This window comes from Streptomyces sp. NPDC003023 (genome assembly GCF_042888225.1).
Taxonomy (GTDB): Bacteria; Actinomycetota; Actinomycetes; order Streptomycetales; family Streptomycetaceae; genus Streptomyces.
The window spans coordinates 38,180-53,202 of record NZ_JBIAPL010000002.1 but is presented as its reverse complement, the minus strand read 5'-3'; the positions used below and the strand labels follow the sequence as shown (position 1 = coordinate 53,202).

The following is a 15,023-nucleotide window of genomic DNA, read 5'->3' as shown; positions in this document are numbered from 1 at the left end:
GGCGGCATAGGCTGGAGGCGGGGCTGGGGCGGGGACTCACGAAGGTGTTCCGGCTCCGTCATGGACCGATGGTGGCAAGCGCAGGTTGCCGGGTTGTTGCGTGAGGGTGACGGGAGTTTTCCACAGGCTCACGTCCGGCCCGCGGCTCTGTCGGACCCTGCGCCTACTGTGATCACGGATGGAACCGGAAACGGTTCGCGCAGGGTCGTGGGCGGTCGTCGACCGTCGGGGAGGCGGTCTCGTCATGGGCTGGATCGACACGGAGGGCGGCGGATACTCCGTCACGCTCGAAGGCACGAAGGTGTTGTGCCGCAATGCGGCGGGCAGGCCGCTCAAGCAGGTGCCGGCGAAGCTGCGGGACGACGCGGTGGTCGTCCGGCTGCGGCAGCTCGCCGAATGGCTCGAGCGGCACGAGAAGGAGTGCCGCGAGCAGGTCGACGCCTGGCTGGTGCGCTCTCTGCCGGTTCCGGTGGCGCTGCTGGCGCGGGTGTGGCCGGACGACGCCTGGCAGACGGCACTGCGAGATCTCGTCGTGGCACCCATGGACGCGGACGGCTCGCCCGACGTGGCACGGGCCGGGTTCCTGCGCGACGTGGACACCGACAAGGGGCCTGGGGTCGTCGACCTGGACGGCGACTCGGTGCGGTTGGACTGCGAAGCGCTGCTGATACCCCATCCGGTTCTGCTGGAAGACCTGGAGGACCTCCGGGAGTTCGCCCTGGAACTGGGCGTCGAACAGAGTGTGGAACAGCTGTTCCGTGAAGTGTGGCGGCGGCCGGACGACGCCCGGGGACACCACTGGCAGGCGTACGCGAACGGCAGGTTCGAGCAGTTGCGCAACGCGACGACGCGCGCGGTGGGGCTCGGGTACCGGGTGCGCGGCGGGGAGGCGGTGTGCCCGCTGGTCGAGGACGGCCGGCCGCTCGAGGCGGCCTACTGGCTCGGCGACGAATACCCGGACATGGAGGCCCTGACCGGCCCGCTGGAGTGGCGGGACGGGGAGGGTCGCAGGCTGCCGCTGGAGAAGGTGGGGCCGGTCGCCTGGTCGGAGGGCGAGCGGATGGCCGCGCTGGTGTACGCGGGCCGCGTCGCCGCCGACGCCGAGGAGGAACTGCGATGAGCGGCGCACGCACCGTCGGATCAGGGCACACGTCGTCGGAATCGGGGGACATGGTGGAGGAACTGCTGGACGCCGGGGCGGTGCTGCCGCTCGGGCCGGGCGATGACGGATCGGCGCCCAACGACGCGCTGACGGCGCGGGCGTACGAACACCCGGCGCTCGAGGGGCGCACGGTGGTGCGTCTCGTGCCGGAGGCGATCGGTCCCGCCGAGGACCTCGCGCTCGAGTACCTGGGCTTCACGGCCGAGGGTTCCGCACCGGTGGGCCGGGTCAGACGTCAGTCGCTCGGCTTCCCTGCCTGGGCCCTTGTGCACGACCCCGGCAACGGCCATCACGCCCTCGCGGTGGTCAAGGAGATGGAGCGTCTGACCCGGCTGGTCGTCACCAAGCCCGGCCTCGCCAAGGAAGGCTTCGACGACATCGGCACCCGGCTCGACCGTTCGGTGCCGCACTTCCTGCCCACGTTCTACGAGCAGGCCGGGCGGTTGTTCCTGGCCGCGGAGGCACGGCAGCAGGCAGCGGTGTTCTTCGGCAAGGCACGCGCGGCCGAACAGCGCCACGCGCTCCCGGTCGACGAGGCCCGGCTGCGAGAGGTCTTCCTGGAGTTCGCCGGGGCGGGCGCGCTGAGCGGCAAGGCACTGCGCGACCACGCCAAGGCGCTGGCGGCACGGCTCGCGCCGGCAGCGGCGTTCGAGCAGTTCAAGGCGGTGTGCCTGGGGCGGTGCGCGGCCGGTCTTCCCCCGTACTCGGGCATGGTGGAGGACCTTCGGCGCCTCGCGAAGGGCGCTCGCCTCGACGCGGCGGCCGAGGAACGCGCACTCGTCACGGAGATCATCCACACGGGCGCGATGAACCGTGCCGCCGGTGGCTTCTGGAAGGCCGCGCTGCCCGCGCTGACCGCTGTCGCGGCCGAGGACCGCACGGTACGGGAGCGGCTGCTGGCGCTGCTGCCGACCGTGGGCGGTGACAGCCCGGAGGAGTTCGACGAGACGTGGCTCGGCGTTCTCGACCGGTGCGGGGCGATCGAACTGCTGCTGGACGGAAGCGTCCCGGCGGCCGAGTGGCTGTCCGCGTGGGCCGCTCACCGGCAGCGCGGCTGGCGCCCCTCACCGCGGCTCGCGGCCGAACTCGCCCTGGTGGAACGGCTGGCAGCACGACTGGTCACGGACAGGACCCCGGTACGGCTGCTGATGGACGGCGGCCGGCGCGCCACCACGGGCCTCGACCTGCTCGACCTCTGTCTGGCGGCAGGCGTTCCCATCGAGGATCCGGCACCCGATGCGCAGCACCTGGACATCGGCACATGGCTGCGCGACACACGGGAGGGCCGCCGGGATCTGGCCGCGCTGACCGCCGAACCCCGGTTCACCGGCCTGCTGCACCGCGGCGTCGAGCATGCGGCCGGCACCGACGAGGGGTCGGCGCAGCTCAAGCAGATCGCCGAACATCCGGCGCTGCGGACCGTGCTCGCCGACTGGCTCACCGAACGGGCCCGGGAACTGACGCAGCCGATGGGGCTGCCCGCCATCGACGAGCTGCTGACCCGGATGAGCCGGTTCTCCTCCGCGTCCGTACTGGCAGCGGCACCCGAGGCGGTGAACCGTATGACGTCCTTCTCCCCCGCCGCCGCGCTGGCCCGCACCCTGCGGGCCGGCATCCTGGACGAGCTGGGCTGGCCCGCGCTGGAGGAGGCGCTGGACGGCCTGGGCAAGGTCAACCCGATGGCGGCCGGGCAGCGCCACAGCCATCTGGCCGAGGACTGGTACCGACTCTCGGACGCCTGGCCCGCGCTGATCGTGCGAGCCGGCACCCGCGTGGCGCTGGTGGGGCCGGACCGGGTGCTCGAAGAGCGCGACCTCACCTTCCCCGCGGGCAGGTCGTCCCGGTGGGACGTGCCGACGGTGCGCCATGTGGGCGGCCAGTGGCTGGTGGCCAACGGACACGGAAGCGACCGGCGTGCCGTGTGGTCGGGCAGCCCCGCCGATGTCTTCAGCCCCGTCGGGGAGATGCATGACAACTGGACGGCCCTCCAGAGCGCGTCGCTGCAACTACCGGACGGAAGCCGCACCTTCGGCGGACGGCCCGTCCACGCCGGCGACACCTCGTTCGCGGACGAGCGCCGCCCCGTCGCGTCCGACGGCATCTCGGTATGGGTGTTCCACGTGGGCCGGTGGTGGGACTACGACCCGGCGACGGCCCGCAGGGGACGGGTCTCGGTCCCCGCGTTCTTCGACTCCGCTCTGGCGGAGGCCGAGGGGCCTGCCTCGGGCAGGATGCGACTCCTGGAGCACGCCTGCCGGCTGCTGCCGGTCCAGCCTGGGCTCGAGCACTCGCCCTTCGGCACCCGGGACGGACTCCTCGGCTGGTGGGTGCGGCACGACCAACGGACCGGGACACTGACGGCCTGCTCGGTGGACGGCAGTCGCAGCCCGGCCCTGGCACGGCCCGCACACGACACGAACCGGTACGCCGTGCGTCCCGTCCCACTGCCCCCTATGCGGCTTCCCGCCGGTGCGGTCCTCCACGCGTGCTTCCGCGCCGGCTACGACGCCCACATCGCCTTCCACGACACGGAAGGCGTGCTGGTGGGTCAGGTCCGGGAAGGCGACCGTGGCAGGACGTACGCGGCAGGCACCCCGGTCGTACCGCCGCTGGCGCACTGGCACGCGCTGCGGACACGGGACGAGGCGGGCTCCGCGGTGCTGCGGACGGTGACGGAGGCCGACGCGCGGGCGCTGCTCGCCGCGGTGTCGGACGGCGCCGAGCCCGTGGAGGCGGTGCGCCAGTCGCTGCCCCTGCTGACCCACCCGTCGCTGATCGAGGGCGTGGCCGGGCTGCTGGCGGAGGCGGCTCGGCACTCCAGGCGCATCCGAGTGCTCGCGGAGCGGGTGGAGCGGGACCCCAGGGCTGAACCGTCGGCTCAGGAACCCGTGGTGAGGCACGCGCACGACAACGTGCTCGACGAGGCGCTGCAGGGGTTCACCGGCTCCCGGCACTTCTACGGATCCGCCCGCCGGTCGACCGGTTCCACCCGGACCTTGGAACAACTGGACGTGCTGCGGCGGGTCCTGGCGCCCGCGGCCACCGCCGGGACGTCGCCACTGGAGGCGTCGAGCGTCCCGTGGCTGCCGCTGCCCGGCGCGGGCTTCGCGGCCGCCGCCGTGCGCGCGGCGTCGCCGACGACACAGGAGCGGCACCGGGTCGCGCTGCTGGAACTGCTCGACGCCGCCCTCGAGGTCCGTGCGGCCGACGGACCGGACGGCGGCCCTGGAGACGCCGTCCTCCTCGATCCCCGCGGCCGGCTGCGGATCGCACAACTGCGGGCGCCCCGGGCCACCGACGGCGCACAACTCGGCGAGGTGTACCACGCCGGCGAAAGGCGGCTGCTGCTCACATCCTGTCAGCGGGTCGACGACACCCACGCCTACTGGAACGGCATCGAGTACGACCCGGCCGGCGCGTTCGGAGCCTGGGAGGGCTTCACCCTCGTGGGGGCCGAGGTGCTCGGCGCGGCGGACGACCCCCTGCGGGCCGAATCCGTGCGCCGTCTGACAGACCTCGTGCGCGACCGAGGTCCGCTGCCCTACCGCCCCGAACAGGCACGCGAGTTCGCGGAGCGGGTCGGGGTCGGTGCGGTGACGGGGGCGCTGCTGACACTCGGTCTGCCGGGGGTCAATGGGTACGGCCGGGAAGGGCTGCTGCCCGCCGCGTACCTGGAGCCGTTGGGGGTCAAGTCGGCCCATGCGGAAGCCGGACGCCAGGTGCTGGCCGAGCTGACTCCGGCGCAGCGGCGCCGGTTCACCGCCCGGTTGCTGCCCTCGGAGCCGGACCGGGTGACGGAACTGTGGGCCAAGGGCCACGATCTGGAGCCGCTGACCGCCCTTTGGCTGGCCGAACGGGGCAAGCGCCTTGTCGCGCCCGACGCACTGGTCGCCCGCATGGTGGCGGAGGTCGGACCCGGCACCCTGCTCGACACCGTGCTCAATCCGCGGCAGGCCTCTTCCCTCACCGGCCGGACCGAACAGCGCTGCGGGGACGGGGGTCTGGTCGCCGCCGACCCGGCGGCCCTCTACACCTCCGCCGAGCTGGTGTCCCATCTGTCCATGCTCCGCTGGCTCGCCTACCGGCTGCCGTACGGCGACCCGTTGCGTACGGTTCTGCCGGTCACACTGAGCGTGATCCGCGAGCGACTCGCCGACCCCGGTCTGCTGCTCGCCCACGACAAGAACTGGACCGACGAAAACAAGGCGGTCTCGGACCTGCTGCGCGAGGTGTACGGACTGCCGCAGTTCGTGGCCGTGGCACAGGCCGGTTCATCGGCAGGTTCACAGGCCGGGCCACAGAGCGGTAATGCCTCGCGGGCCCGGCGCGGGAGCACCGACGGTCTGGTGGAGTTGTCGGAGGCGATCGTGCTCGGTCCGTCGCGGTACCAGGGGAACTGGGAATCCGTGTGGGTGCGGCCCTCCGCTCTCATGGCCGGTGGCTCGGCAGGGGAATCGGCCGGAGGGTCGGCGGCGCAGGCGCTCCAGGTGCTGGCGGGGGTGACCGGCGAGACGGCGTTCCTGCGTGCGATGCATGACGTGCTGAGCGACGAATTCACCGCGCTGGTCACCGCGGACGGTCCGGCCGGTGCGGCGCAGCACCCGCAGCTGGCCGTGCCCGACCTGGTGGCGGAGGCGGCCGGGCGGTTCGGGCTCTCCGAGGACGGGGCGGCGCTGTATCTGATGCTGCTGGCGCTCCCCGATCCGACCGACCGCAGCCAGGCGGAGTGGACGGGATGGAAGCCGGCACGGCTGAAGAAGGCCCGCGCGGAACTGGCCGCGACGGATCTGGTGGTGGAGGCCAAGCGGGCGCGTGCCGGACGTTCGCTGTTCCTGCCCGGCGGCTGGCTGGAGCAGAAGACGCCGAGACTGCCCGTGGAGAGCTGGAAGGTCCCGCTCCTGCGCTGGGCAGAGGACGGCTTCGTGGTGCCGGACCGGCCCCTGCCGCAGGTGTACGCGGAGGCCTGGGGGCGGGTCACGGCCGGTGATCCGCCGGCATTCGAGGAGTTCAAGGGCCGTGGCGGCCGAGGAGGAGCACGATGAACGGGGCGACCGGGATGGACGAGGGCACCGGAGCACGGCAGATCGATCTGCCGGAGGACCGCTACGCCCAGGAGCTGGCGTTCCTCGCCACCTACGACGACGGACCGCGCCCGCCGGGCTGGCGGATGACACCCCGCGCGGTCGTGCTGTTCGTGTGCGGGTCGGGCGGTGAGCCGCTGCGCGCGGCCGACGGGCGGGAGTTGACCGTCTCCCGGAAGTTCGTCGGGGACCGGGCCCTGGTCGAGCGCTGCGTGGTGACACTGGCGGGTGAGCGGGGCCTGCTTCTCGTGGGCGAGCCCGGCACGGCGAAGTCGATGCTGTCCGAGCTGCTGTCGGCCGCCGTGTGCGGGACGAGCGCGCTGACCGTCCAGGGCACCGCGGGCACCACGGAGGACCAGCTGCGTTATGGCTGGAACTACGCGATGCTCCTCGCCAAGGGGCCGAGCCGTGAGGCGCTCGTGCCCTCCCCTGTGCTGACGGCGATGCGACGGGGCGCGGTCGCCAGGGTGGAGGAGGTCACGCGTTGTCTGCCGGAGGTGCAGGACGCGCTGGTGTCGCTGCTGTCCGAGCGGCGGATGTCCGTACCGGAACTGGCCGGCGCGGACGGAGCCGACGGCACCGTGCACGCCGTGCCCGGTTTCACCCTGATCGCCACGGCGAACCTCCGCGACAAGGGCGTCTCCGAGATGTCGGCCGCGCTCAAGCGGCGCTTCAACTTCGAGGAGGTCGGTCCGATCGGCGACCTGGACGCCGAGACGGAGCTGGTGCGCGGGCAGGCGAAGGCGGCACTGGCGCGCTCCGGGGCTCTGTTCAACGTCGACGACACGGTTCTGGAGGCGCTGGTGACGGCATTCCGCGATCTGCGCAGCGGGCGCAGCGCGGAAGGCTGGGAGGTGGAACGCCCCTCGACGGTCATGTCGACCGCGGAGGCGGTGCACGTGGCGACGTCGATGGGGCTCGGTGCCGCGTATCTCGGTGACGGGCGGGATCTGGTGCGTTCGCTGCCCGGCCATCTGCTGGGCACGGTGCGCAAGGACGACCCGGCCGACCACGCCCGGCTGCTCGGCTACTGGGACGGTCCGGTGCGGCGCCGGGCGGAGGGCGGCGCTCCGCTGTGGCGGACGTTGTGGGAGCTGCGCGATGAACTCGCCTGAGGACACGGCGGCGGGGACTTCCGTGACGGGGGACATGGCCGGGGCATCTACCGGGGCATCGGCCGGGGCAGAGGCGGCTGCCGGGGCCTCTGCCCCGGAGAAGGCGATGGCGGACCTCGCCGGGTGCGGCACCCCGTATCTGATCGGGGTACGGCACCACTCCCCCGCACTGGCGGCGGCCATGCCGCAACTGCTGTCGGACGCGGCACCCGAGGTTCTGTTCATCGAACTGCCGGAGGAGTTCACGCCGTGGCTGGAGCACCTGGCCGACCCGGCGACCGTGCCGCCGGTCGCCCTGGCGGGCAGCGCCGGGGACGGGACCACGGCGTTCCTGCCCTTCGCCGATTTCTCACCGGAACTGGCGGCGATCCGCTGGGCCCGGACGGCGGGCGTGGAGGTGATCCCGTTCGATCTGCCGCTGGGGGCTCGCGCGGACCTGCCCGTCCGGGCCGGCGACGACACCGGACACCGTGCTCCCGGTCCACCCGACCGGCCGGGTCGACTGACGGACGCACTGCGGGCCAGGGTCTCGGGGCGGCCCGGTGACGACCTGTGGGACCGGCTGGTGGAGGCGACGGCACCCGGCTCGGCCGCTCAGGCCCTGCGGCGGGCCGCACTCCTGGTCGGATGGGCGATGCGCCAGGACACGGGCACCGTCGAACAGCGCGATCTGCGGCGCGAGGCGAACATGCGCCGGCATCTGGCGGCGCACGCGGGACGGCGGGCGGCGGCCGTCGTCGGGGCGTTCCACGCACCCGCGCTGCTGCCGGGCGCGGGGGCACGGCAGAAGGACCCGCACGCGGACCCTGCGGAGCCCGCCGTGTCCGCTGAACACGTCGTGACCTCACTCGTGCCCTACTCGTACGCCCTGCTGGACGAACGCTCCGGCTACCCCGCCGGCATCCGGGACCCGGAATGGCAGCACGGCGTGTACCGGGCGGCGGGCGACCCCGGCCGTCTCGATGAGCTCCTCACCGCCACGGCCGTACGCGTCTGCGCCGCCGTGCGGGGCGCCGGCCACCCCAGCGGGCCCGCCGACGCACGCGAGGTGGTGCGGATGGCCCGGGACCTCGCCGCGCTGCGCGGACTGCGCGCCGCCGGACGCGGTGAACTCGCCGAGGCCGCCCGGACCGTGCTCACCCAGGGCCGGCTCCTGGGCCGCGGCCGGGCCGTTGCCTCCGCAATGGAGGAGGTCCTGGTCGGCAGACGGCTCGGCCGCCTGGCTCCCGGCACACCGCGCTCGGGCCTCGGCCCCGCCGTCGAGACTCTCCTGACCGACCTGAAGCTGCCCGGGCCGGACGCCCCCGGCGCCCGCGAGCTGCGCCTGGACGTCCTCCGTTCGGACCTGGACCGGCGGCGCGAGATCTTCCTGCGACGGCTCGCCGTCTGCCGCGTGCCGTACGGGAAGGAGGGCGAGGTCGCCGGTACGGGCGACGCCGCCGCGCTCACCACGCGTTGGGCCGTGGCCTGGTCCCCGTCGACGGCGGCGATGCTCGACGTGGCGGGTGTGCACGGCGTGACGCTCGAGCAGGCCGCCGCGGGCGTGCTGCGCCGACGGGACGCGGAAGCGCGACGGCAGGGCGGACCGACCGCCGCGGAGACTCTCGACGGTCTCGCCGACGCCGCACGTTGCGCACTGCCCGAGCTCGCGGGCGAGCGCCTGACGGAGCTCACTGTGCAGCTCCCGGCCACCGGCACTCTGCCGGAGCTGCTCACCGGTATGGCACTGCTGGACCGTATCCGCTCCGGTCACCTCCCCGGCCTGGACGCGGCGTGGCAGCGGGACATCGTCGACACCGCGCACGAGGAGCTGACCGCTGCCGGTGCCCGTGCGCTGGACGGGCTCGCAGGATCCACCGAACCGGACGACGCTCGGGCACTGGTGGCGCTGGCCGTCGGAGCGGCCGAGTCGGGGGGCGGACTGCGCCTCGCCGACGCCCTGGCCCGCCTGGACGCCGGAGCGACCCCGTTGATGCGCGGCGCCGCGGGTGCGGCGCGGGTCCTGCTCGGACACCGGGACGCGGCGGACTTCGGCACGGAGCTGGCTTCGCGCACGGACAGTGCGTCGTCCCCGGAACCACGGACGGCACTGGCGGAGTTTCTGCGCGGCACACTGGTCGCGGCAGGCCCGCTGCTGGAAACCGGCCGGGTGCTGGACCCACTGCTCGAGCGTGTGGAGGCACTGCCGGACCAGGCGTTCCTCGAACGGCTGCCGGCGCTGCGCGCGGGCTTCGACACACTGGCCCCTGCCGCCCGCGCCCGGCTGCTCGCCATGGTCGAGGACCGCACGGGTACAGCGGCGGGCACGCTGACGGGCCGGATCACGGACCCGGCGTCGCTGGCCGCTCTGGCAGCGGCGGACGTGACGGGAAGGCAGGCGCTGACCGCGAAGGGGCTGCTTCCGGGGCGGGGCGAGCAGCCGGGCGAGGAGCGGGGCCGGGAAGGCGGAACGGCAGGAGAGGAACCGGCCGCCGCATCAGGGTCGCGCGGGCGCACCGGGCCCCTGGGTCCGGGTGGGCACCACGTCCCGCAGCCCACGGTTGCCGCGGCACGAGCCGAAGGCGCCGCCGCCGGCACAGCAGGGCTCGACACCGGGACCCGTTGGCGGCTGCTGCTCGGTCGGGGGCGGGAGCTGACGGGGCATGCGGTCAGATTCGCCACCGCGCTCGACGAGTTGTACGGGCGTGGGCACGGCGAAGGCTCCCGCGGCGAGGCCGGACTCGGCGGGCCCGGAGGGGGTGGCGGGGCTCCCTACCCCGATGTGCGCTCCTGGTCGGAGGAGCTCGCCTCGCTCTTCGGGCCCGGGGTCCGTGAGGAGGTCCTCGCCGCGGCGGCGAGCGCCGGACGGCTCGACGCGGCGATGGAACTCGACCCGGCCTCGGCCCGGCCGTCCGTGGAACTGCTGCGTACCGTCCTGTCGTACGCGGGCGGCATGCCCGAGCAGCAGCTTGCCCGGCTCCGGCCGCTGGTGGCCCGGCTGGTCCGGGAGTTGACCGAGGCGCTCGCCAACCGGCTGCGCCCCGCGCTCACGGGACTCGCGCATCCCCGCCCGACCCGCCGTCCCGGCGGTCCGCTGGACCTGGCCCGGACCCTGCGGGCGAACCTGTCGACCGCGCGCAAGGACCCGGAGTCGGGTGCCGTGACCGTGCTGCCGGAAAGGCCCGTCTTCCGCACCCGGGCCCGGCGCACGGCCGACTGGCGACTGGTCCTCGTGGTGGACGTCTCCGGTTCGATGGAGGCATCGACGATCTGGTCGGCGCTCACCGCGTCCGTCCTGGCGGGTGTCCCCGCCCTGAGCACCCACTTCGTGGCCTTCTCCACCGATGTGATCGACCTGACCGACCACGTCGAGGACCCGCTGAGCCTGCTGCTGGAGGTCCGCGTCGGCGGGGGCACGAACATCGCCCGCGGTCTTCACCACGCCCGCGCCCTGGTGACAGTGCCTTCGCGGACCCTCGTGGTGCTGATCAGCGACTTCGAGGAGGGCGGCCCTGTCGGTCCGCTCCTCGGGGAGGTGCGGGCACTGGTGGACGCGGGGTGCCACCTGCTGGGCTGCGCCTCGCTCGACGACGAAGGCCGCCCCCGCTACTCGGCGGGTGTGGCGGGGAGCCTGGTGGCCGCGGGTATGCCGGTCGCCGCACTCAGTCCCCTGGAGCTGGCCCGCTGGGTCGGCGAACGCGTGGGAGGTACGGACCGGTGACCACGACTTCCGCAACGCTGCCGCCGGTGACCGCCGAAGTGGCGGCCGGGGCTCTCGAACTGCTGCCCGGGCGGCTCCGCAAGCGCGTCGACGCGGCCATGGCGAAGGTGCCCGGCTGGGCGGTGGAGCCGCTGCCGGACGGGGTTCGTGTCCGCGTCGACGCGGACACCGCCGTGGACCTCAGGGTCACGGAGGGAGTGGTGGTCCGTCCGCAGGACGCGGTCTGCGGGTGCCTGCTGGCACCCGCGTGCCTCCACCGGGCGGCCGTCCTGTCCAGCGCGCCGCTGGCGGTTACGGAGCCTGCGGACGAACCCGCCCCCGAGGAACCACAAGAACCGGAGGTTCCCCGGGAACCCCAGGAACCGTACGGACCCACCGGCAGCAGAGACCGCTCCCAGCCCACCGGATCCGCCGGGACCACCGGACCCGCCGAGCCGGCCGAACTCACCCAGCCCGCACCGCCCGCCCAGCACGCCCAGCCCTCCGACGGCTCTGGATCAACCGCTCTCGACACCTCCCGCCACACCGCCGTCCACGCCCTGTGGCGCGCCGCGACAGCCGTCCTCGTCGCCGGTTCGTCCGGCGCCGGTGCCGTGCAGCGGGCCGAGTTGCTGCACGCGGCGCACTCGGCGCGGCTCGCCGGGCTGCACCTGCCCGCGGCAGGCGCCGTGCGGATCGCCCGTCGGCTCGGGGAGGCGCGCTCCGGCGACCCCTCGTTCAGGCTCGCCGAACTCACCGCCGAACTCACCGCGCTTCTCGACGTCCTCCTGCACCCCGCCGACGCCGTCACACCCGCGCGGCGCGCCTACCGTCCGGCCGAACCACTGCGTCTGTACGGCCTGTTCACTGAGCCGGTGGTCACCGCTTCTGGGTATGCGGGAGCGACCGCGTACGGCCTCGCGGCCGACGGCCGGCTGCGTACCGTCTCCGACATCACTCCCGGTGGCCCGGAGCGCGCTCTGCGCGCCGCCGGTTCGCCGGTGCCCGGTGGCTGCGCGCTGCCGCTGCGCGAGTGGGGCGACGGCGGCGCGGTGATCCTCACCGGCCCGACCGTGTCCGCGGACGGACGAATCGGCGGCGGCAAGGGACTTCGTTCCGTACGGGCAGCCGGAGCCGGCTGGCACGAACCACCGCTCGACGCGCTCTGGCAGCGCTCCCCCTCGGAGCAACTGGCCTCCGCCCTGGCCCGCTCGGTGCAGCCCGCGGAGGAACGTCCCGCGGGCAGCGACCTGTTGTTCCTCACCGGCACCCTCGTCCCTGGCGGTTTCGCCGTCAGCGGCGGCCCCGTACTGCGCCTGCTGGCCCCCGACGAGCGACCCGAGCTGCCGTACGCTGAGAATCTTCGGCTGCTCGGCTCGTGTCCCGGACTCGCGCTGCGGCTGATCGCCCGTCTCGTTCCCGACCGCCCCGACGGCGTCCTGGCACTGGCGGCGGGCTGGACCGGTCATGACGCCCAACCCGTCCGCGCCGACCTGGGGCTGCGCCGGCTGAACCGCTCCGACATACCCGCCGTGCCCTGCTCGGCGGAGACCACCGCCGGCGCGGAGACGGCGGCGGCGTCACCGCCCGCGCTCCCGCTCGAACTGTCGCTGCTGCGCCGCGCCGTGGACCGCACGGTCGCCGGCGGCAGGCCGGTCACAGCGGCGGCAGCCGACGGGGAACTGCCCCGCAGGCTGCGGGCGGTCGGCCTGAGCACCGGTGCGGACCTCGCCCGCGACCTGGCCCGGACGGCTGCCGACCGCCGGCACGACGCGCTCGGCCGGCTGCTGCCGGCCGATCCGGACGCCTTCGCGACGGCCTGGCTCGCGGCGTCGGTCTACGTGTCGGCGGCGGCCGGTTCGCTGCTGACGGCCGCCTGGTCCCCGGCGGGCCCGGACGCCAGCCACACCCGCAGCGGCCCGACGGTGTCGCAGCCCTGACGGACCGCCGCCGCCAGGTCGTCACCGTGCTCGTAGCCGACGACCGGGACGCCCGGCCACCCCTGGGCCACTGCCGACAGGCAGCCCGCCCATGCCCCGTCGAGGTCCCCGTCCACGGTGAACAGGTTGGAGACGCCCGCCGCTCCTCCGCCCTCGCTCACCACCGCGCCCGCGACCACACGGCCGGTGGCGGAGCGGCCGGCGAGGAAGGCGACGGCCGGGTCGGCGAGCAGTCGGGCGTGGAACAGGTGCGCCAGGCCCTCGCCGGCGTCCCAGGCCGCCGCCCATTCGGCCAGGGCGTCGGGTGTGCCGAGCCGGGCCCATTCGACGCCGTGCGGTGCGGTGGGCGCCGGCAGGCCGGCCGGCCTGTGCAGCCATCGCGCCTCGAACAGGACGCCGAAGCCCGCCCCCGACAGGTCCAGGGACGCGAAGCTGTCCTTGACGGAGCATCCTCCGCCGGCGGTGTCGATCGCGGCGGTGTCGATCGCGCCGAGGACGTCGTCCGCCGTCGCGTCCTCGCCCAGGGTCACCGCGTCGGGGTAGAGAAGCGGAGTGCGGTGCGGGTTGGTCCAGGCACGGGGCCCGAAGACACCGGGGAGCCCGTGTGCGCGGCACATGGCCTCGCACCATTCGGCGTTGTTGCGGGCGGCTGTCCGCGCCCTCTCGTCGATCATCCGTTGATCATGTCGAACGGCACGGCGGCACGGCGAACCTTTTTGCCGCACCAGGCGTCTGACCGGGCATGAGAGCAACGAGGAGGCGGCGGACCGCCGTGCAGGCGGTCATGCTCGGATGCGTGCTCGGGCTCGCGCCCATGACCTGGACGCACGCCGTCGCCGACAGCCGGGTCCGTACGGTCGCCGACGCCCCGGCCCGGGACGTCGCCGTCGTCTTCGGCGCCGGGCTGTGGCGGGGGAGGCCCTCCCCGTACCTGGCGCACCGACTGGACGCCGCCGCCGAGCTGTACCGGACCGGCAGGGTCGAGGTCGTGCTGGTGACCGGCGACAACAGCCGGATCGAGTACGACGAGCCGGACGCCATGCGCACCTATCTGACGGAGCGCGGTGTGCCGGACGACCGGATCGTCAGCGACTACGCGGGGTTCGACACCTGGGACTCGTGCGTACGGGCGAAGAGGATCTTCGGTGTGGAGCGCGCGCTGCTGGTGAGCCAGGGCTTCCACATCCGGCGGGCCGTCGCGCTGTGCCGGTCGGCCGGGGTCGACTCGTACGGCGTCGGTGTCGCGGAGCCGCATGACGCGACCTGGTACTACGGCGGCGTGCGGGAGATCTTCGCGGCGGGGAAGGCGTCCGTGGACGCCGTGTTCCGACCGGACCCCCGGTTCCTGGGGGCGCGGGAGCCCGGTGTCCACGAGGCCCTGGCGGACGCCCGGCGCTGACCGCGTGCCACGCTCGCGCGGCGGCCCTCGGCAGGCAACAGTGGACCCATGAGGAAAGACGTGGCAACCCTGCTGACCCGGCACACCGAGGCACTCGCGCTGTTCACCGACCGGGTGCACGCCGTACGCGAGAACCAGTGGGACGATTCGACGCCGTGCACGCGGTGGTCGGTGCGCGATCTCGTCAACCACCTCACCGCCGAGCAGTTGTGGGTCCCGGACCTGGTCACCGACAGGGCGACGATCGAGGACATCGGCGACGCGTACGACGGTGACGTCCTCGGCGATCGCCCCCGCCACACCTGGGACGCGGCCGCGCGCGCCGCCCGCAAGGCGTTCTCCGCCGACGGGGCGATGGAGGGGACGGTCCAGCTGTCGTACGGGGAGACGCCCACCACGGCGTACTGCTCCCAGATGATCAGCGACGCGGTCGTGCACGCGTGGGACCTGTCGCGCGCCATCGGAGCGGAAGAGCGGCTGCCGGACGCGCTGGTGGCCTTCACGCTGGAAGAGGTCGCCCCGTACGCCTCGGAGCTGGCGAAGTCCGGCCTGTTCGCCGCACCGATCGAACCCCCGCCGGGCGACGACCCGCAGACCCGCCTGCTGGCGATGCTGGGCCGCCGCGCCTGAACCGCGGCGCCGAGCCA

Annotated in this window: 8 protein-coding genes; 7 read left to right on the top strand and 1 reads right to left on the bottom strand. The window is 74.0% G+C overall.

Annotated elements, in window-relative coordinates; all coding sequences use genetic code 11:
- Positions 1 to 244 precede the first annotated feature (244 nt).
- From ACFYV1_RS08425 to ACFYV1_RS08405, 5 genes are all read left to right on the top strand, one after another.
- On the top strand, positions 245 to 1,120 hold the full coding sequence (locus ACFYV1_RS08425) for a DUF4132 domain-containing protein (RefSeq protein WP_389395258.1): 876 nt from the start codon (positions 245 to 247) through the stop codon (positions 1,118 to 1,120).
- Positions 1,117 to 6,204 (top strand): hypothetical protein, encoded by a 5,088-nt coding sequence (locus ACFYV1_RS08420; protein ID WP_389394663.1) that lies wholly within the window; start codon positions 1,117 to 1,119, stop codon positions 6,202 to 6,204. Before ACFYV1_RS08425 ends, ACFYV1_RS08420 begins: the two co-directional genes overlap by 4 nt.
- Complete coding sequence (locus ACFYV1_RS08415; protein WP_389394662.1) at positions 6,201 to 7,358, top strand: AAA family ATPase; 1,158 nt, start codon at positions 6,201 to 6,203, stop codon at positions 7,356 to 7,358. The genes ACFYV1_RS08420 and ACFYV1_RS08415 overlap by 4 nt, the downstream gene beginning before the upstream one ends.
- Before the next feature lie 106 nt (positions 7,359 to 7,464).
- Complete coding sequence (locus tag ACFYV1_RS08410; protein WP_389394661.1) at positions 7,465 to 11,058, top strand: DUF5682 family protein; 3,594 nt, start codon at positions 7,465 to 7,467, stop codon at positions 11,056 to 11,058.
- A complete protein-coding gene (locus ACFYV1_RS08405) occupies positions 11,055 to 12,977 on the top strand; it encodes a hypothetical protein (RefSeq protein ID WP_389394660.1) in 1,923 nt (640 codons plus the stop codon). The genes ACFYV1_RS08410 and ACFYV1_RS08405 overlap by 4 nt, the downstream gene beginning before the upstream one ends.
- Here the strand turns inward: ACFYV1_RS08405 and ACFYV1_RS08400 are convergent.
- Positions 12,875 to 13,651, bottom strand: coding sequence for a hypothetical protein (locus tag ACFYV1_RS08400; RefSeq protein ID WP_389394659.1), 777 nt, complete (start codon positions 13,649 to 13,651; stop codon positions 12,875 to 12,877). The two genes, ACFYV1_RS08405 and ACFYV1_RS08400, sit on opposite strands and share 103 nt — an antisense overlap.
- 68 nt (positions 13,652 to 13,719) lie before the next feature.
- On the opposite strand from ACFYV1_RS08400, the gene ACFYV1_RS08395 reads away from it, so the two are divergent.
- Positions 13,720 to 14,376, top strand: a complete 657-nt coding sequence (locus tag ACFYV1_RS08395) for a vancomycin high temperature exclusion protein (RefSeq protein WP_389394658.1) — start codon at positions 13,720 to 13,722, stop codon at positions 14,374 to 14,376.
- 48 nt (positions 14,377 to 14,424) lie between these two features.
- A complete protein-coding gene (locus ACFYV1_RS08390) occupies positions 14,425 to 15,006 on the top strand; it encodes a TIGR03086 family metal-binding protein (protein WP_389394657.1) in 582 nt (193 codons plus the stop codon).
- Positions 15,007 to 15,023: the final 17 nt, after the last annotated feature.

Excerpts from the sequence above, each read along its gene's own strand:
- ACFYV1_RS08425 (WP_389395258.1), top strand. The coding sequence starts at position 245 with ATGGGCTGGATCGACACGGAGGGCGGCGGATACTCCGTCACGCTCGAA.
- ACFYV1_RS08415 (WP_389394662.1), top strand. The coding sequence starts at position 6,201 with ATGAACGGGGCGACCGGGATGGACGAGGGCACCGGAGCACGGCAGATC.
- ACFYV1_RS08410 (WP_389394661.1), top strand. The coding sequence starts at position 7,465 with ATGGCGGACCTCGCCGGGTGCGGCACCCCGTATCTGATCGGGGTACGG.
- ACFYV1_RS08420 (WP_389394663.1), top strand. The coding sequence starts at position 1,117 with ATGAGCGGCGCACGCACCGTCGGATCAGGGCACACGTCGTCGGAATCG.
- ACFYV1_RS08390 (WP_389394657.1), top strand. The coding sequence starts at position 14,425 with ATGAGGAAAGACGTGGCAACCCTGCTGACCCGGCACACCGAGGCACTC.
- ACFYV1_RS08395 (WP_389394658.1), top strand. The coding sequence starts at position 13,720 with ATGAGAGCAACGAGGAGGCGGCGGACCGCCGTGCAGGCGGTCATGCTC.
- ACFYV1_RS08400 (WP_389394659.1), bottom strand. The coding sequence starts at position 13,651 with ATGATCGACGAGAGGGCGCGGACAGCCGCCCGCAACAACGCCGAATGG.